The following is a 16,496-nucleotide window of genomic DNA, read 5'->3' as shown; positions in this document are numbered from 1 at the left end:
CCGGCGGCGCGGCGGCGGGCGGCGGTGCCGCGCAGCCGGCGCGCCCGGTGAAGTCCGGCAGTCCGGAGGACGCCGCCTATATCATGAAGAACGCGTCCAAGATCATCATCGTGCCCGGCTATGGCATGGCGGTGGCGCAGGCCCAGCAGGTGCTGCGCGAGATGGGCGACCTGCTGAAGAAGGAAGGCGCCGAGATCTCCTACGCCATCCACCCCGTCGCGGGCCGCATGCCCGGCCACATGAACGTGCTGCTGGCCGAGGCCAACGTGCCCTACGAGGAGGTGCACGAGCTGGAGGAGATCAACCCCGAATTCGCGGAAGCCGACGTGGCCTTCGTGATCGGCGCCAATGACGTGACCAACCCGGCGGCCAAGACCGACAAGTCCTCCGCCATCTACGGCATGCCCATCCTGGACGTGGAACGCGCCAAGACGGTGTTCTTCATCAAGCGCGGCATGGCCAGCGGTTATGCCGGCGTGGAGAACGAGCTGTTCTTCCGCGACAACACCATGATGCTCTTCGGCGACGCCAAGAAGGTGACGCAGCAGATCGTCCAGGCGCTGCAGAAGTAAGAAAGAAGGAAGGCCGGGGGAAGGAATTCCCCCGGACCCCCATCTTCTTTCTTCGAGTTCTCCCCACGCCCTGGCGCAGCCGAAAATCCGAAAAAAAAGAAGGGGTCTGGGGAATTCATTCCCCAGCCTTCGCCACGCCCTTCAGGGCGTGCTCAACGCCGCCAGTTGCTGCGCCGTCTGGGTGGCGCCCATGGCCTCCGCCGCCATCTGCGCCGTTTGGCCCTGGGCATCCCGCTTATGCGGGTTCGCCCCGAAGGACAGCAACTGCGTCACGATATCCCGGCGGTTGAACATGGCGGCGGTCATCAGGGCGGTGCGGCCGTCCTCGCCGCAGAGATCGACCTTCGCGCCTTTCTCCAGCAGCAGCGAGACGATCTCGGGGAAGCCCTTGAATGCGGCTCCGGCCAGCGGGGTCTGGCCACGGTCGTTCAGGCGGTTGGGGTCGGCGCCATGGTGCAGCAGGGTGCGCACCGTCTCCAGGTGGCCATGGTAGCTGGCCAGCATCAGCAGCGTGTCGCCCTTGTCGTTGGTCAGGTTGGCGGGCAGGCCGCGCGCCAGCAGGTTGCGCATGGTCTCGGCATCGCCGGCGCGGGCGCATTGGAAGACCTGGGCGGCATAGGCCAGGGTTTCCTCATCCCATTGCGGCGGAGTGGCTTCGGTGGGGGACATGGCGGGCTCCGGCATCGTTCCTGGGTGCAAAGACATGGAAGCACGTTGCGTTGCGGGAGGCTGGCTTCTCCCGCGATCTTGCACGCCAAACGGCCTTGCCAAAGCCGGCATCAGGCCAACAACTTGCTGCCTAGCCACAGGCGCCCCCGCGCCTGATGGTGAGCCACGAAGGAAAACCGTCCGATGCCGCGTCCCGCTCCATTCCTCTTGTCCGCCCTTGGCCTGGCCGGCCTGCTGGCGGCATTCCTATCGGCCGCGCCTGCCCAGGCGGCGGGGGACCAGGACGGTTCCTTCAACCTCGTCAACCGCAGCAACCGGGTGATCGAGCGCCTTTATGCCTCGCCGCTCGACAGCAACGACTGGGGCGACAACCGGCTGAGCAGCCGCGGCCCCCTGGCCAATGGCGCCAACCTGCCCGTGCGCATGGCGCCGGAAGGCGGCTGCCGCACCGACCTGCGCATCGGCTTCGAAGGCGGGCTGGTGGAGGAACGGCGCGACATCGACACCTGCCAGGACCGCGACGTGGTGATCGGCACGCCCGAGCGCACCGGCGCCCGGCAGGCGCAGCGCCAGGGCGGCAAGGGCAGCGACCCCAGCTTCACCCTGCGCAACGAGGCCAATAGCCCGGTGCGGGAAATCTATGCCAGCCCGAGCAACGAGGATGACTGGGGCCAGGACCAGCTCGGCCGCGAGACGCTGCGCGCCCATGGCCGCCGCACCATCCGCCTGCCCAGCGGCGAATGCCAGTACGACCTGCGCATCGTCTGGGAGGATGGCCGCAGCGAGGAACGGCGGGACGTGAACCTCTGCGCGACGCGGGAACTGACCTTCCGCTGAGGGAGAGCGGGGCCGGAAGGAGCGCCGCCCCTTCCGGACCTTCCCCGCTGGGGTGACAGTGTCACCCCAGACCCCGCCATCTGTTTGGTGCTGGTGGGACGGTGGTACCGCCGAGGGACCATGACCCTTGGCGACTGAGGTTTCAGCCCGCGTGGCCCTCTTCTATTTCGATGCCTGCGGCTGGCGCGGCGCCACGCCTTCGAGGCGTAGCTCCTGAAACTGACAGCGGGGTCCGGGGTGGACTTTCCACCCCGGCGGGAGTGTCCAGAGAGGGCGGAGCCCTCTTTGGCCCCGCCCTCCCCCCTGGTTCACGCCTGCCGCCGCGTGGTCACCATGAAGAACCCGGTGCAGAGCAGGTTGGCCAGTGCCAGGAAGACCAGCGCCGCGCCGATGCCCCCGGCGGCCGCCACGGGGCCGGAGGCCGCCTGGAGCACCGCCGTGCCCAGGAAGAAGGAGAGGTTGACGGCCGAGAGCGCCTTGCCGGCCTGTTCCGGCGGCACCAGGGCACGGGTCATGGCGAAGGCCAGCGGCTGCACCGTGATGGCGAGGCCGAAGGCCAGGAAGAGCGCGGCGTCATAGGCCGCCGGCAGCATCGGCAGCCCCAGGATTTCCGAGAGCCAGCCGCCGGGACCGCCGGCCACCAGCAGCAGCAGGCAGAGGCTGGCGCCGGCATGGCCCAGGATCAGCAGCAGGCGGCGGTGGCCCAGGATGCGGTCCAGCATGCCGCTGAGCATGGCGCCGCCGATCAGCGCCAGGGTGAAGAGCAGCAGCAGGTTGCCGGCCTCGATGCGACTGAGACCCTTGATCTCCATCAACCAGGGGCCGCCCCAGAGGCCGCGCAGCCCCATGATGACGGCGAAGGAGGCGAAGGCCAGCAGCACCAGCCCGCGCAGGCGGCGGGACAGGCCGAGGCGGATGACCTCCCGCGCCTCGGCCAGCAGGGAAGGGCGGGGGCCGGGGGGCATGGCGGCGGGCACGGGCGCCGGCACCAGCCGGGCCACCAGCAGGGCCACCAGCAGCGCCAGCCCGGCGGCGACCCAGAAGCCCATGCGCCAGCCGAAATTCTCCACCACCCAGGCCAGCGGGCTGGCCGAGAGCAGCATGCCCGTATTGCCCGTGCCCTGGATCAGCCCGGACCAGAGGCCGAACTTGGCGGGGCTGAGGATCTTGGCCGCCAGTGTCATGGGGCAGAGCAGGGCGCCGCAACTGCCCAGGCCCAGCGCCACCTGGGTCAGCAGGAAGCCCACCGGCCCGCCCACCATGGCCGAGGCCGCCGCCGCCAGCGTCACCACCGCCATCAGGGTCAGGGCGACGGGCTTCACGCCGAAGCGGTCCAGCGCCACGCCGAGGGGGATCTGCCCCATGGCGAAGGTCAGGTGATAGGCGCCGGTCAGCGAGGCCAGCCCTTCCGGCGTGGTGCCGATATCGCGCGCCAGCACATCGGCCGAGATGGCCGGCAACGTGCGCAGCAGGTTGGAGATCATATGGCCGAGGGCCAGCACGAGCAGCGGCGCCACGAAGGCGGCCGAGCCCTCCCTGTTATTCATGGTCTCTGCTTGAATCCGTGTGGCAGGTGATGGCTATCGTGCCAGCAGGGTGGCGCGTGTCCAGAGGGCCAGGGCCGCCATCGCGACGCCGGCGATCATGAAGGCGCCAGGATAGCCGGCGCGGGCCATGACGGCGCCGAAGCAGATCGAGCCCAGGGCCTGGCCCAGGAACAGCGCCATGGCGAAGGCGGAGACGGCGGTGGCGCGGGCTTCCGGCAGCGCCTCGGTGCTGCGGGCCTGCAGGGTGCCGTGGAACATGAAGAAGGCGAGGCCCAGCAGCGCCTGCAAACCCGCCACCACCCACCAGTTGGGCGCCAGGGCCAGCCCGCCCAGCCCGGCGGCCAGCACCAGCCCGCCCACCAGCGAGACCCGTGCCTCGCCCAGGCGGGAGACCAGCAGCCGCGCCATGCGGGTATAGACCAGGGAGCCGAGGCCGAAGCCCGCCACCACCAGCCCGGCCTGCCAGGCTTCCAGGTGGAAGACCTGGATGAGGTAGGAGCCGATAAAGGGAAAGGCGCCGCCGAAGAGCAGCAGCCCGTCGATAAAGGCTGCCGTCAGCAGCCGCCGCCCGGCGGGGCGGTGCAGCAGGGAAAGATAGCGGGAAAAGCCGCTACCGGCGCTGGCGGGCTTGTCCGGACGCCAGAGCCGGCGGCCCAGCACGGCCATGATGCCGAAGCCGGTCAGCATCGCCTGCGCGCCCACCAGCAGGAAGACCGCGCGCCAGCCCAGCGCCTGCCCCACCACGCCGGAGAGCGGCCCGGCCAGCAATTGCGCCATGACCATGCCGGTCAGGAAGCGGCCCAGGGTGGCCTGCCGATCGGCATAGGGAACGTTGTCGCCGATCCAGGCCATGGCCAGCGGCACGATGGCGCCGGCCAGAGCGCCGGTCGCGGCCCGCAGCGCCACCAGATGACCCAGATTACCGGCCAGGGAGCAGGCGGCCATGGCCAGGCTATAGAGCAGCAGCCCCAGCACCAGCACGCGCAGCTTGCCGAAGCGGTCCCCCAGCGGCCCCAGCACCATCTGGCAGAGGCCGTAGGGGAGGGAGAAGGCGGAGATGACGATGGCGGCCTCGGCCACCGTGACGCGCAGGTCGGCGGCGAGCGTCGGCAGCAGCGGGTCCAGCATCCGCATGCCGCAGCCGGTGGCGAAGGCCGCCAGAGAGAGCAGCGGCAGGACGGTGGAGGCCGCCGCCCCGGAGGAAACACCCGGGGCGGCCTTGCCCACCGCCTGCTCGCTCATGCCGTTACGCCGCGGCCGGGGCGGCGGTCTTGGCGGCGCGCTTGCGCTCGCTCTCGGTCTTTAGCTGCCCGCAGGCGGCCAGGATGTCGCGCCCGCGCGGGGTGCGGATGGGCGAGGAGTAGCCGGCATCCGAGACCACCTTGGCGAAGCGGTGGATGGCGTTGTTGGAGGAGGTCTCGTAGGGACTGCCGGGCCAGGGGTTGAACGGGATCAGGTTCACCTTGGCCGGAATGCCGTGCAGCAGCCGCACCAGCTCGCGCGCATCGGCCTCCGAGTCGTTCACGCCCTTCAGCATGACGTATTCGAAGGTGATGCGCCGCGCGTTGGACGCCGCCGGGTAGCGGCGGCAGGCGGCCATCAGCTCCTCGATCGGATACTTGCGGTTCAGCGGCACGATCTCGTCGCGGATGTCGTTGCGCACGGCGTGCAGCGAGACCGCGAGGCCCACCGCCAGCTCCTGGCCGCACTTGTCCATCATCGGCACGACGCCGGAGGTGGAAAGCGTGATGCGGCGGCGGGAAAGCGCGATGCCCTCGTTGTCCATCACGATGCGCATCGCCTTGGCGACGTTCTCGTAGTTATAGAGCGGCTCGCCCATGCCCATGATGACGATGTTGGACAGGAGGCGCGGCGTGCCGTCCGTCGGGCTGGGCCATTCGTTGTAGCTGTCGCGCGCCGCCATGAACTGGCCGACGATCTCGGCCGCGCCCAGGTTGCGCACCAGCTTCTGCGTGCCGGTGTGGCAGAACTTGCAGCTCAGCGTGCAGCCCACCTGGGTGGAGATGCAGACAGCGCCGCGGTCTTCCTGCTGGTCGGGGATATAGACCGTCTCGACCTGCTGCCCGTCGCGGAAGCCAAAGAGCCACTTGCGCGTGCCGTCCGTGCTGGTCTGCTCCAGGTTCACCCCGGGGCGGCCCACCACGAAGCGCTCCTCCAGCTTGCGCTGCATCGGCTTGGCGATGGTGGGCATCTTCGCGAAGTCGGTGACGCCCTGATGGTAGATCCAGTGCCAGAGCTGCTTGGCGCGAAAGGGCTTCTCGCCCATCGCCACCATCTCCGCCGCCAGTTCCTCGCGCGACAGGCCCACCAGCTCCTTGCGCCCGTCCGCGAGGGTCGCGGCGGGGGGCGCGAAGAGGGCGGCCTTGGCCAGGATACGGGAACGCTCGGCCGCGGTCAGGTCGGCGGCGGCCTCGGGCAGGCTGACGTCAGCGGCGGCGGGATGGGTCATGACTAGGTTCCGAACTGCTGCCTCAGCGACGGCCGGGCGGGCATTCCTTGCTGATGGCTTCATAGGCGGCGGTGAAGCCGGAGAGGGAGAAGGTATCGGTGGCCTTGCCGCGCCCCTGCGGACCGGGGCCGGTGGAGACGGCATCGGCGCCGCCCTTGAAGGCGGCCACGGCCTTGGCGCCCTCACGCGCGAAGGCATTGTCCTGCGCGGTGTAGAAGGGCAGCTCATTGGAGCCGACCTTGACCTCGACCTCGGCATTGCGGGCATAGGTATAGCCGGAGCGGACGGCCACCTGGTCACGGCCCTGCTGCCGGTGCGTCACGGTCAGCATGACATTCTGCCGGCTGCCGGCGCCCTCCGTCTTGCTGGCGCGGGTGAAGGCGTAGCAGACCTTCTTGCCGGCTTCGGCATAGGTCGCCGCCGTCCAGTCCTGGAAGGTGCCAAGCGCGCGCGGGCCGGCCTGAGCCGGCTTCTGCTGTGCCAATGCCACACCGGAGACGCCCACCAGCGAACCGCCGGCGGCGCCCAGCAACAGAAGGAGGGGGAGGAGCCGTGTCATGCCCCACCAATTAAGGTTCGCCCTGCCGCACCGCAACCGCACAAAGAGGTAGTCCGATACGCGTGCGCCGCTTATCGCAACGGATAGCGGCCAAGGCTCCGCCGCAATGCCGCAACCGGCCGGACGGCGCGGGCTTTATTCAGCGCCGGCAGCACCCGCCAGCCAAGGATTGTGCCCGATATGCCCACGAATCCTGCCCTCACCGTGCCGCCACCGCGCCCGGAAAGCCTCAGTGCCGCGCTTCGCCGGAACATCGAGGCGCTGGAGGAGCGGCGGCGCCAGGAAGCCGCCACCGCGACTCGGGAGGAGCGGGTGGCCCAGGCCATCACCGCCTTCACCGGCAGCATGCGCTTCGTCTATCTGCACCTGGCGCTTTACGGCTGCTGGATCGTGGTCAACCTGGGGCTGGTGCCCGGGGTGCCGCGCTTCGACCCGTCCTTCGTGGTGCTGGCCATGGTGGCCTCGGTGGAGGCTATCTTCCTCTCCACCTTCGTGCTGATCAGCCAGAACCGCATGGCGGCGGCGGCCGACAAGCGCGCCGATCTGGACCTGCAGATCAACCTGCTGACCGAGCATGAGCTGACGACACTGACCGAGCTGGTCACCGCCATGGCGCAGAAGATGGGGATCGAGGCCACAAAGGACCCGGAGGTCCAGGAGGCCACCAAGGACGTGGCGCCCGAGGTGGTGCTGGACGCGCTGGAGGCGCGCCAGCGGAAGAACTGAGGCCGGGCGCGGCCGCGCCCGGCCCACCCGGCTCAGAGCGCCGGCAGCGGCGCGGCGGTGGCGAAATCCACGCCCTTGGTGCCCGCCGAACCCCAGGCGCGGTCGTATTGCGCCGGCGCCTTCAAGGCTTCCGCCCGGCCCAGGGCCTCGGCGGCATGCAGCGGCCAGTAGGGGTCGCGCAGCAGGGCGCGGGCCAGGAAGATCATGTCGGCATCGCCGGCCTCCAGGATCTCCTGCGCGTGCTTCGGCTCGGTGATCAGGCCGACCGCCGCCACCGCGACTTCCGCCCCGTGCCGCACCGCGCGGGCGCCCGGCACCTGGTAGCCCGGCTCCAGCGGGATCTTGGCCGGCAGCAGCGCGCCGGAGGAGACATCCACCAGGTCCACGCCCAGCGCCTTCACCTGGCGGGAGAGCTCCACCGTCTCCTCGGTGGTCCAGCCGCCGTCCAGCCAGTCGGTGTGGGAGAAGCGGATGCCCAGCGGCATGTCGTCCGGCATCACGGCGCGCACGGCCTTCACCGCTTCCAGCACGATGCGGCTGCGCCCGGCGAAATCGCCGCCCCAGCCGTCATTGCGCTGGTTGGACAGCGGCGAAAGGAACTGGTGCAGCAGGTAGCCATGCGCCGCGTGCAGCTCGATGAAGCGGTAGCCGGCCTCAACCGCGCGGCGGGCGGTGGCGGCGAAGGCCGCGATCGTGGAAAGGATCTCCGCCTCCGACATCGCGCGCGGCTCCCGCAGGCCGGGGAAGGCCAGGGCGCTGGGGGCCACCGGCACCCAGCCATGCGCGTCGTCACCGGCCACGCCACCCTGCCAGGGCGGGTTGGTGCTGGCCTTGCGCCCGGCATGGGCGATCTGGATGCCCGGCACCGCGCCGGCGGAGGCGATGACCTGCGCGATGCGCGCATGGCCGGCGATCTGGTCGTCGCTCCAGAGGCCCAGGTCCTGCGGCGTGATGCGGCCTTCCGGCACCACGGCGGTGGCTTCCGTCACCACCAGGCCGGCGCCGCCGATGGCGCGGGCATGCAGATGCGCCAGGTGCCAGTCGGTGGCCTTGCCGGCGGCATCGCCGCGCGGGTCGCAGGAATACTGGCACATCGGCGCCACGCCGATGCGGTTACGGATCGTCACCCCGCGCAGCGTGATCGGGGAGAAAAGGTCGGTCAAAAGGGAGATCTCCGTTCAGGACGACGGGCCATGGCCCCCGCGCGCCGCGATGGGCGTGAGGGCGGCAGGCCCGCCGAAGGGCGGCAGGCGGCCCAGGCGGTTTTCGAATATGGCGAACCAAGTGGGCTGTCCCGAAGGCCGTGCCAATACCCGACCTGCCGAGTCGGTGGGAAAAACCGACAAGGTCACGGCATCCGCGATATTGCCGCCGACCGCCTGCACGGCGCCGGGCTCCGCCGCCACCACGATGTCGCAATGCATGGGGCGAAACTGCCCGCTCTCGGCCAGCCGCTCCTGCCAGGAGCGCAGCGGGCGGCGGGAGCGGTCGGCGCAGACCAGATCCCCCGGCACGGGCGCATAGCTTTCCACCGCACGCGGGATGAAGGGTGCCTGGGCGGGAAAGGCCGCCGCGTCCCGCAGCATGCCGTCGATATAGAAGGCATGGGCGGCCGAAGGCGGGAATTCCCGCTGGTCCACGCCCGCATTGCGCAGCACGAAGGAGATGAAGGCGGCCGACCAGGCGGGCTCGCTCCAGATGCCGCCGGGGGCCCCGGGGTAGCTCAGCACGGTGGCATAGCGGTCACGGTTGCGGTCGATGGCGGCACGGCCCTCGCCTTCCACAGCGCGCCAATAGGCCAGCACGCGGGGGAAATTGGCCAGTTGAGACTCCTGGCTGGGCCCGGCCGGGCGGGCGCCGTCCCGCACCACGATGCGGCCCCATTCCGCCCATTCCTCCAGCGCGATGCGCTGCATCCGCTCCCGCGCCGAGGCGGGGTAGGAGAGCGGCGGGGCCGGCGGTGGCGGGGCCGGGGTGGCGCAGGCGGCCAGCAGCAGCATGCCCAGCAGGGGCAGGGCCAGGCGGAAGGCGGTAGGCATGGGCGCGAGGATTCCTTCTCGGACACGGGGGGTCTTATCACCCCCCGGCCCGCCGCCTCCAAGCTGGAGCCTGGCCTTGCGCCGGCTCAGGCTGGCTGCGGCGCGGGGGCGCCGGCGGCCAGCGCCGCCTCGTCCGGCGACAGCAGCGCCAGCAGCACCAGGGGCTGGGTGGCGGCGTCACCGGCGCTGGCGACGGGGCTGGAGAGCGCCTCCAGATCCTCCCCCTGCAGCCGCACGCGGCCGCGCAGCAGCCGGAAGCAGGTATCGAAGAGCGCCTGCATATGCTCGCGCTCCGCCGGCTGCAGCGGCACGGCGCCGGCCTTCTCGGCTTCCATCAGCACGGCCATGGCGCGCATCAGCAGCCCCAGCCGGGCGGAGCGGAAGCCATCGTCGCCGGACCAGGCGCCATCGGCACGGCGGGCCCGCAGCAGCGGATGGTGCTGTGCCCTTGGCTCTCCGCCGCGCAGCGAAGGGCCCAGCCGCAGCGCCCCCAGGCCGCGCCGCAATGCCGCCGCCAGCCGGTCCTCCGGGCGCCGCAGCGCCAGCCGGGCCAGCAGCAGCATGGCGGCGGCATGGCCATCCATCGCCGCCTCGCCATCGGCCTCGGTGAAGGTGCCCTCGGAATCCGTGGTGTCCTGCCGCGCCAGCAGCGCCTGCAGCCCCGCTTCCAGCAGCGCGTGGTAATCCGGCGCGCCGGGCGTGGCAGGCAGCCGCGCCATCATCTCCAGCGAGAGCAGCGCGAAGCTCAGCCCGCGCAGCCCGACGCGGCCGGGGCGCAGCGCCGATACCGGGCTGTCCGCGGCCGCGGCATCGGCCATGGCGGCGAAGAAGGCCAGGATATGCCGGTCGTACCAGGCGCGTAGCCGCGCCAGCCGCTCCGGCGCCAGGGGCGGGGCCTCGGCCTGCCCATAGGCGCCGCTGCCGGTGAAGAGAAGCTGCGCCGCCACGGCATTGAGCGCCACGCCCTGGGCTTCCCCGGTGCCGGGGTCGCGCCCGGCCAGCAGCGCCGGGTCGGCCAGCAGGGCGGCATAGGCGCGCTCGGAACCCGCCAGGGTGCCGGCGGCCAGCAGCCGCTCCTCCTGCACCGCGAGGCTCTCGCCAGCGGGCAGGCTGGCGGCCTGGTAGCGGGTCAGCAGCCAGTGCGGCCGCACCACGCCCTCGATCGTGCGCGTCGCCAGCTTGATGCTGCGCAGCCGCTGCGCCAAGGGCATGTGCAGATGCAGGCCGGTGGCGGCGGCGGGCTGCGCTTCCTCCACCAGGCTCAGCGACTGGGCCGGGCCCTGGTGCAGATTGGCCAGGGCCTCGGCCTCCAGCCGCAGCGGGCGCAGGCGGCCATCGGCGCCCAGCACGATGCGGCCGAAGGAGCGGCCCGGCGGGCCGCCGGAGAGTTCGTCCAGCGCCGTGGTGACGCGCACCTCGCTCAGCGAGACGCCGCGCGCCGCCTGCAGCGAGACGCGCAGCCCGAGCCGAGGGTCCTCCGGCCGCAGGGTGTATTCGTAGCGCAGGGTGCCGACGATGCCTTCCCGCCGCAGCAGCCCGTGCTGGGCGCGCAACTCGCTTTCATGGAAGAGCATCATGCCGCCGTCTTCCTGCGGCACCAGCCCGAAGCGGACAACCGTGTCCTCCACATCCAGGCAATAGCTGCGCTTGCCGATGCGGAATTCCACCAGGTTGCCGGTATGCAGCACCTCGCGCGCCATGGCCGGGCCGCTGTGCCGGCTGGCGGCGGGGCCGCGCAGCGCCTGCCGCACCAGGCCGCGCGAAAGGTCGCCGGTGAATTCATGCGTGCCGGTCAGCACCCGGAAGTCGCGCGGGTCTAGGCTGTCCACCATGCAGCCGGCGCGGGCGGTGCGGTCATGCAGCAGCGTGTCCTCGCCCATGGCCAGCAGGAAGTCGGTCAGCCGGTCTCCCAGCGCCGCCCAGCGCGGGCGTAGGGCGGGGAGGGAGAGCAGCTCCACCGCCGCCGCCGTATCGGCGGTCCAGCACAATTCGGCCTCGGGCGAGCCGCCGCCGGGATTGTCGCGCAGCGCCAGCACCTCCACCCCGCCGAGCTGCCGGGGGCGCGCCAGGTTCCGCTCAAGATAAGCGATCAGGCGGTCCCGCTCGGGTGGGCGAAGCATATCGGGCATTGGCAAAGATCCGGTGCGGCTATCGATTAGCCGTATCCTATACCCCCGGGGCCGGCCTGTGCAGGCCCGTCAGGCCGCGGCCATCCCGGCGCAACCTGAAGGTGGGATGCCGGCCTCAGCCCAGCATGGCCGCCAGCACGGCATAGCGGCCGACTTTGCCCAGCGTCACCAGCGCCAGGAAGACCCAGAGCTTCTCCCGCATCACCCCCGCCACCAGGGTCAGCGGGTCCCCCACCACCGGCAGCCAGCTCAGCAGCAGCACCCAGCGGCCATGCCGGGCATAGACCCGCCGCGCCCGGGCCAGGGCGGCGGGGGAGACGGGGAACCAGCGCCGGTTGCTGAAGCTCTCCAACCCCCGCCCCAGCGCGTAGTTCATCAGCGAGCCGCCGACATTCCCGGCCCCCGCCACGGCCACCAGCGCCCAGGCCGGGTATTGGCCGCCCAGCAGCAGCGCGGCCAGCAGCGCCTCGGACTGCGCCGGCAGCAGGGTGGCGGCCAGGAAGGCGGCGGCGAAAAGCCCGCCATAAGCCGCCAGGGCCTCCACCGGCTGGGTTCAGCCCTGGGCTTCGGCGGGATTCTGGCGCAGCCGCAGGCGCTCGGGGCGGAAGCCCTGCACCGCCGTCACCTCGAAGACCAGGCTGCCGGCTTCCTGCGGCACCTGCACCACGTCCCCCAGCACCGGCAGCCGGCCCAGCCGGGCCATCAGGTAGCCGGAAACGGTGGAATATTGCCCCGCCTCATCCGCCAGCCGGGTGCCGAGCTGGCGGTCCAGGCTGTGCAGGTCCAGATGCGCGTCCAGCAGCCAGATGCCGTCGGCCTGCTGCTCCATCAGCGGCAGGCCGGCCTCGCCCTCGGGGAATTCGCCGGCGATGGCCTCGAAGATATCGGTGGGCGTGGCGACACCCTGCAGCGTGCCGTATTCGTCCAGCACCACCGCCATCTGCACCGGGGCGCCGCGCAGCCGCTCCATCAGCCGCAGCACGTCCAGCCGGTCATGCACCACCAGCGGCGGGCGGACGGAACGCGCGGGGTCGATGGCGCCATGCTCCAGCAGGTCCCGCAGCAGGTCCTTGGCCAGGGCGACGCCGACGATCTCCTCCACCCGGCCGCGGCAGACCAGCAGGCGGGAGCGGCCGCTTTCCACCAGGGCGCGGCGGTGCTCGGCCGGCGGGTCCTCGATATCCAGCCAGACCACCTCGTTGCGCGGCGTCATGACCGAGCGCACGGGCCGCTCGCCCAGCGCCATCACGCCCTGCACCATGGAGCGTTCCTGCGGCCCGAAGGCCGGGGGCGGCGCGGGCTCGCCATCCGCCTCCCGCACCGGCTCGGCCTCCGCCTGGCCGCCGCCCAGCAGGCGCAGCACCGCCATGGCGGTGCGGTCCCGCAGGTCGCCGGTGCTCATGGCGCGGGCATGGCCGCGCCGGGCGAGCTGGTTGAAGGCCTCGATCAGGATGGAGAAGCCGATGGCGGCGTAGAGGTAGCCCTTGGGGAAGTGGAAGCCGAGGCCCTCGACGATCAGGCTGAAGCCGATCATCAGCAGGAAGCCGAGGCAGAGGATCACCACCGTCGGATGCGCCGAAACGAAGCGCATCAACGGCCGGCTGGCGGCCACCATCACCGCCATGGCCACCACCACCGCGATGTACATGATGGACAGGTGCTGCACCATGCCGATGGCCGTGATGACGGAATCGAGCGAGAAGACCGCGTCCAGCACCACGATCTGCGCCACCACCTGCCAGAAGCTGGCCCAGACGCGCGGGCCTTCCTTGGCCTCGTGGCCGCCTTCCAGCCGCTCGTGCAACTCCATCGTGGCCTTGAACAGCAGGAAGAGGCCGCCCAGCACCAGGATCAGCCCGCGCCCGGTGATGCTGATGCCCGCGACGGAGAACAGCGGCGCCGTCAGGCCCACGATCCAGGAAATGGCCGCCAGCAGCCCCAGCCGCATCAGCAGCGCCAGCCCCAGGCCGATGAGCCGGGCGCGGTTGCGCTGTTCCGGCGGCAGCTTGTCGGCCAGGATGGCGATAAAGATCAGGTTGTCGATGCCGAGCACCAGCTCCAGCACGATCAAGGTCCCCAGGCCCAGCCAGGCGGTGGGGTCGGCGATCCATTCCATGGGCGGCTATCGGTTCCGGGAGGCGGTCGTGCTCAGCGCGGCGTGGCCAGCCGGGGACGCAGCCGCTGCCAGCCCAGCCAGAGCAGCACAAGGCCGCCCAGCACGGCGGCGATGGCCAGCGGATCGGGCTCCGGCCCCATCTGCCGCGCCAGCCAGCCGCCGATGCTGCCCGGCATCAGCATCACCGGAGCCCAGATCAGGGCGGAGAGGATATTGGCGCTCTGGAAGCGGCGCTGCCCCATGCCGGTGACGCCGGCGGCCAGCGGCGTCACGGCACGCATCGGGCCCAGGAAGCGGCCAATGAAGACCGCCCACCAGCCCCAGCGGCGGAACACCACCACGGACCAGGCGTAAGGCCGGCGGCAGGAGGCTGGCAGCCAGCGCCGCACCCGCCGCCCGCCGATGGCGCGCGAAAGCCAGTAGCCCGCCGCGTCGCCCAGGATGCCGCCCGCCATGCAGGCCAGCAGCACCGGGCCAGGGGGCAGGATCTCAGCCCCCAGCAGCGCGCCGATGCCCAGCAGCAGCGCCGTGGACGGCACCAGGATGCTGACAATGGGGAAGGATTCCAGGAAGGCGATCACGAAGGTCAGCGGCGCACCCCAGGCGGCATGCGCGCGCAGCCAGGCCTCGAAGCCTGATGTCCAGTCTTCCAACATGAACATCCGGTAACAGGTCGGGGGTGCGGCTGCCAGGGGCTCTTGCGGGTGAGATACGAAATGTCATCCGCGGCCAAGGGGGCGCCGCCCCCTTGGAACCCCCGCCGGGGTGGAAAGTCCACCCCGGAACCCCGCTGTCAGTTTGAGATTGGGGCCTGAAGGACGTGACGCCAGCAGCCCGCGTTGAGATCTTCAGAAAGGCCCCGCGGGCTGGGCCCGCCGTCACCGGAGATCATGGACCTTCGGCGGACCGCCGTGCCACCAAACTGATGGCGGGGCCTGGGGTGATCCTGTCACCCCAGCGGGAGTGTCCAGAGAAGGCGGAGCCCTCTTTGGCCCCGCCCGCTTCCCCGGAAATCAGTCCAGGCTCGCGCCCGAATCCTCGACCAAGCCCTTCCAGAGCTTTTCCTGCTCCTGCATGTAGGCGCCATAGGCCGCCGGGCTGGCATCCACCACGGTGGTGAAGCCATTGGGCTCCATCTTGCTGCGGAAGTCGGCGTTATCCACCACCTTCACCAGCGCCGCGTGCAGCTTGGCGACGCGGTCGGCGGGCACGCCGGCCGGCAGGTTCATGCCGTACCAGGACTGCATGTCGATGTTGCTGCCGGGCAGCAGTTCCTTCATCGCCGGCACGTCCTTCAGTTCCGGCGAATAGGTCACGCGCTCGGCGGAGGCGGCGGCCAGGACGCGCAGGCGGCCTTCGCGCACGTTGGACATGGAGAGCGGGATGACGTCGAACATCATGTCGATGTTGCCGGCCAGCAGGTCCTGCAGCGCCGGGGCGCCGCCGCGATAGGGCACATGGGTGATGTCGGCGCCCGTCACCTTGGAGACCTTGGCGATGGTCAGGTGGCTGATCGTGCCGGTGCCGGAGGAGCCCATGGTCAGCTTGCCCGGGTCCTTCTTGGCCGCCGCGATGACGTCCTGGAAGGTCTTGTAGGGGCTGTTGGCATTCACCGTCATGAACACCGTGCCGGTGGTCACGCGGGTGATCGGGCCCAGGTCCTTGATCGGGTCGATCGGCATCGACTTCCGGTACAGGAACTTGTTGGCGCAGAGGATGGAGGCGGAGGCCAGCACCATGGTGTGGCCGTCCTTCTCGGAGCGGGCGGCCTCGGAGACGCCGAGGTTGCCGCCGGCGCCGCCGCGGTTGTCCACCACCACGCTCTGCCCCAGCACGGGCTGCAGCTTCTCGGCGATCAGGCGGGCGGTGAGGTCCACCGAGCCGCCCGGGGCATAGGGGACGACGATGCGCAGGGTGCGGGAGGGAAAGCTCTCCTGCGCCCGCAGGATGCTGGGGGCGGCGAAGGGCAAGGTGGCGGCAGCGCCCAGAAGGGCGCGACGGCGGATGGTCATGGTTTTGGGAGGCTCCGGCTGAGGTCCGGGATAGGGTTTCACTCCTTTGCCGCGGCCGGAGCAAGAGGTCTTGCGACGCAAAAGGCCTGTCATCGCCTCAGGGCATGGATCAGCACCGCCGCTGCCACCGATACGTTCAGGCTTTCCACGGCGCCGGAGCCCGGCAGCGTGACCTGCCGCGCGCAGGCGGCGATGGTGGGCGCGGCCAGCCCCTGTTCCTCGTTGCCCAGCACCAGCGCCACGGGGCGGGGGTCATTCGCCAGGGCTTCCGGCGGCTCGCCCCCACGCGCCACGGCGGCCACCGTCAGGAAGCGCGGCGCCAGGGCAGCCAGGGCGGAGGGCAGGTCGGCGGCGCGGTAGAGGGAAAGCGCCTCCAGCCCGCCCTCGCTGGTGCGCCAGGCGGAATCCGACAGGCCTGCCTGCCGCGGGTCGCCCGAGATCACCAGCGCCTCGCAACCGAAGAAGGCGGCGGAGCGGGCGATGGCGCCCAGGTTATGCGGGTTGCCGATGCCGTCCAGCACCGGCAGCAGCCGGGCCGGCAGGGCCTCGGCGGCCGGCAGGGCGGGAACGGCGCGTGGCGTGGCGATGGCGACGATGCCGCCGTGATGCGTGGTGCCGGCGATCCTGGCCAGTTCCGCCGCCGGCACTTCCCGGTAGGGCTTCCGGGCGCGGGCGAGCTGGGCGCAGAAGGGGCCGGCCTCCAGCCGCCGGGCGGGCAGGTAGAAGAGCCGCAGCGCCGCCTGTGGCCGGTGCGCGAAAAGGGCGGCGACCGCCACGGGGCCGCAGATCCGGTCGGGTTCCGGTGCGCGGGGCGGGGCCG

The 16,496-nt window shown here is 71.1% G+C and carries 16 protein-coding genes; 3 read left to right on the top strand and 13 right to left on the bottom strand.

The genetic code is table 11. From position 1 onward, the window contains the following. On the top strand, positions 1–572 hold a 572-nt coding region (locus tag IBL25_RS18055; protein WP_187779918.1), incomplete at its 5' end, for an NAD(P)(+) transhydrogenase (Re/Si-specific) subunit beta. A gap of 141 nt (positions 573–713) precedes the next feature. On the opposite strand, the gene IBL25_RS18050 is transcribed toward IBL25_RS18055, so the two are convergent. After that, a complete protein-coding gene (locus tag IBL25_RS18050) occupies positions 714–1,241 on the bottom strand; it encodes an ankyrin repeat domain-containing protein (protein ID WP_187779917.1) in 528 nt (175 codons plus the stop codon). Positions 1,242–1,424: 183 nt separating this feature from the next. Here IBL25_RS18050 and IBL25_RS18045 point away from each other — a divergent pair, with 183 nt between their 5' ends. Continuing rightward, positions 1,425–2,078, top strand: a complete 654-nt coding sequence (locus IBL25_RS18045; RefSeq protein WP_187779916.1) for a hypothetical protein — start codon at positions 1,425–1,427, stop codon at positions 2,076–2,078. A gap of 308 nt (positions 2,079–2,386) precedes the next feature. Here IBL25_RS18045 and IBL25_RS18040 read toward each other — a convergent pair whose 3' ends face one another. From IBL25_RS18040 to IBL25_RS18025, 4 genes are read right to left on the bottom strand one after another with little or no spacing between them, the layout of a single operon-like run. Next, complete coding sequence (locus IBL25_RS18040) at positions 2,387–3,625, bottom strand: MFS transporter (protein WP_187779915.1); 1,239 nt, start codon at positions 3,623–3,625, stop codon at positions 2,387–2,389. A 33-nt stretch (positions 3,626–3,658) separates the two neighbouring features. After that, a complete protein-coding gene (locus IBL25_RS18035; RefSeq protein WP_187779914.1) occupies positions 3,659–4,867 on the bottom strand; it encodes an MFS transporter in 1,209 nt (402 codons plus the stop codon). A gap of 4 nt (positions 4,868–4,871) precedes the next feature. After that, complete coding sequence (rlmN, locus tag IBL25_RS18030) at positions 4,872–6,095, bottom strand: 23S rRNA (adenine(2503)-C(2))-methyltransferase RlmN (RefSeq protein ID WP_187779913.1); 1,224 nt, start codon at positions 6,093–6,095, stop codon at positions 4,872–4,874. 22 nt (positions 6,096–6,117) lie between these two features. Next, positions 6,118–6,654: an invasion associated locus B family protein gene (locus IBL25_RS18025; RefSeq protein ID WP_187779912.1), complete on the bottom strand. Its 537-nt coding sequence runs from the start codon at positions 6,652–6,654 to the stop codon at positions 6,118–6,120. A 180-nt stretch (positions 6,655–6,834) separates the two neighbouring features. Between IBL25_RS18025 and IBL25_RS18020 the strand changes: the two genes are divergently transcribed. Beyond that, the gene (locus tag IBL25_RS18020; RefSeq protein ID WP_187779911.1) at positions 6,835–7,380 is read left to right on the top strand and encodes a DUF1003 domain-containing protein; all 546 of its coding nucleotides are present in this window, start codon (positions 6,835–6,837) and stop codon (positions 7,378–7,380) included. Between the two features lie 32 nt (positions 7,381–7,412). Here the strand turns inward: IBL25_RS18020 and IBL25_RS18015 are convergent, their stop codons facing one another. The 8 genes from IBL25_RS18015 to IBL25_RS17980 form a co-directional block, all read right to left on the bottom strand. Beyond that, complete coding sequence (locus IBL25_RS18015; RefSeq protein WP_187779910.1) at positions 7,413–8,543, bottom strand: NADH:flavin oxidoreductase/NADH oxidase; 1,131 nt, start codon at positions 8,541–8,543, stop codon at positions 7,413–7,415. A 15-nt stretch (positions 8,544–8,558) separates the two neighbouring features. Next, positions 8,559–9,419, bottom strand: coding sequence for a DUF2272 domain-containing protein (locus IBL25_RS18010; protein ID WP_187779909.1), 861 nt, complete (start codon positions 9,417–9,419; stop codon positions 8,559–8,561). An 86-nt stretch (positions 9,420–9,505) separates the two neighbouring features. Continuing rightward, positions 9,506–11,548 (bottom strand): hypothetical protein, encoded by a 2,043-nt coding sequence (locus tag IBL25_RS18005; protein WP_187779908.1) that lies wholly within the window; start codon positions 11,546–11,548, stop codon positions 9,506–9,508. Between the two features lie 115 nt (positions 11,549–11,663). Further along, entirely contained in the window at positions 11,664–12,092 is a 429-nt protein-coding gene (locus tag IBL25_RS18000; protein WP_187779907.1) for a YqaA family protein, read from the bottom strand. Between the two features lie 9 nt (positions 12,093–12,101). After that, a complete protein-coding gene (locus tag IBL25_RS17995) occupies positions 12,102–13,664 on the bottom strand; it encodes a TerC family protein (RefSeq protein WP_187779906.1) in 1,563 nt (520 codons plus the stop codon). 32 nt (positions 13,665–13,696) lie between these two features. Further along, on the bottom strand, positions 13,697–14,320 hold the full coding sequence (locus IBL25_RS17990; protein WP_187779905.1) for a DedA family protein: 624 nt from the start codon (positions 14,318–14,320) through the stop codon (positions 13,697–13,699). 357 nt (positions 14,321–14,677) lie between these two features. Then, positions 14,678–15,676: a Bug family tripartite tricarboxylate transporter substrate binding protein gene (locus tag IBL25_RS17985; protein ID WP_187779904.1), complete on the bottom strand. Its 999-nt coding sequence runs from the start codon at positions 15,674–15,676 to the stop codon at positions 14,678–14,680. An 89-nt stretch (positions 15,677–15,765) separates the two neighbouring features. Beyond that, positions 15,766–16,496 (bottom strand): TrmH family RNA methyltransferase (locus IBL25_RS17980; RefSeq protein WP_194433758.1); only part of this gene is annotated, 731 nt, incomplete at its 5' end.

This window comes from Pseudoroseomonas ludipueritiae (genome assembly GCF_014490445.1).
Classification (GTDB): domain Bacteria; phylum Pseudomonadota; class Alphaproteobacteria; order Acetobacterales; family Acetobacteraceae; genus Pseudoroseomonas; species Pseudoroseomonas ludipueritiae.
Note: the sequence above shows the minus strand (reverse complement) of the source record. Positions and strands in the feature narration are given on the sequence as shown.

What these genes read in the sequence shown, in the direction of transcription:
- IBL25_RS18040 (WP_187779915.1), bottom strand. Translation starts at nt 3,625, where the DNA reads ATGAATAACAGGGAGGGCTCGGCCGCCTTCGTGGCGCCGCTGCTCGTG.
- IBL25_RS18005 (WP_187779908.1), bottom strand. Translation starts at nt 11,548, where the DNA reads ATGCCCGATATGCTTCGCCCACCCGAGCGGGACCGCCTGATCGCTTAT.
- IBL25_RS17990 (WP_187779905.1), bottom strand. Translation starts at nt 14,320, where the DNA reads ATGTTGGAAGACTGGACATCAGGCTTCGAGGCCTGGCTGCGCGCGCAT.
- IBL25_RS18025 (WP_187779912.1), bottom strand. Translation starts at nt 6,654, where the DNA reads ATGACACGGCTCCTCCCCCTCCTTCTGTTGCTGGGCGCCGCCGGCGGT.
- IBL25_RS17995 (WP_187779906.1), bottom strand. Translation starts at nt 13,664, where the DNA reads ATGGAATGGATCGCCGACCCCACCGCCTGGCTGGGCCTGGGGACCTTG.
- IBL25_RS18035 (WP_187779914.1), bottom strand. Translation starts at nt 4,867, where the DNA reads ATGAGCGAGCAGGCGGTGGGCAAGGCCGCCCCGGGTGTTTCCTCCGGG.
- IBL25_RS18045 (WP_187779916.1), top strand. Translation starts at nt 1,425, where the DNA reads ATGCCGCGTCCCGCTCCATTCCTCTTGTCCGCCCTTGGCCTGGCCGGC.
- IBL25_RS17985 (WP_187779904.1), bottom strand. Translation starts at nt 15,676, where the DNA reads ATGACCATCCGCCGTCGCGCCCTTCTGGGCGCTGCCGCCACCTTGCCC.
- rlmN (WP_187779913.1), bottom strand. Translation starts at nt 6,095, where the DNA reads ATGACCCATCCCGCCGCCGCTGACGTCAGCCTGCCCGAGGCCGCCGCC.
- IBL25_RS18020 (WP_187779911.1), top strand. Translation starts at nt 6,835, where the DNA reads ATGCCCACGAATCCTGCCCTCACCGTGCCGCCACCGCGCCCGGAAAGC.
- IBL25_RS18010 (WP_187779909.1), bottom strand. Translation starts at nt 9,419, where the DNA reads ATGCCTACCGCCTTCCGCCTGGCCCTGCCCCTGCTGGGCATGCTGCTG.
- IBL25_RS18050 (WP_187779917.1), bottom strand. Translation starts at nt 1,241, where the DNA reads ATGTCCCCCACCGAAGCCACTCCGCCGCAATGGGATGAGGAAACCCTG.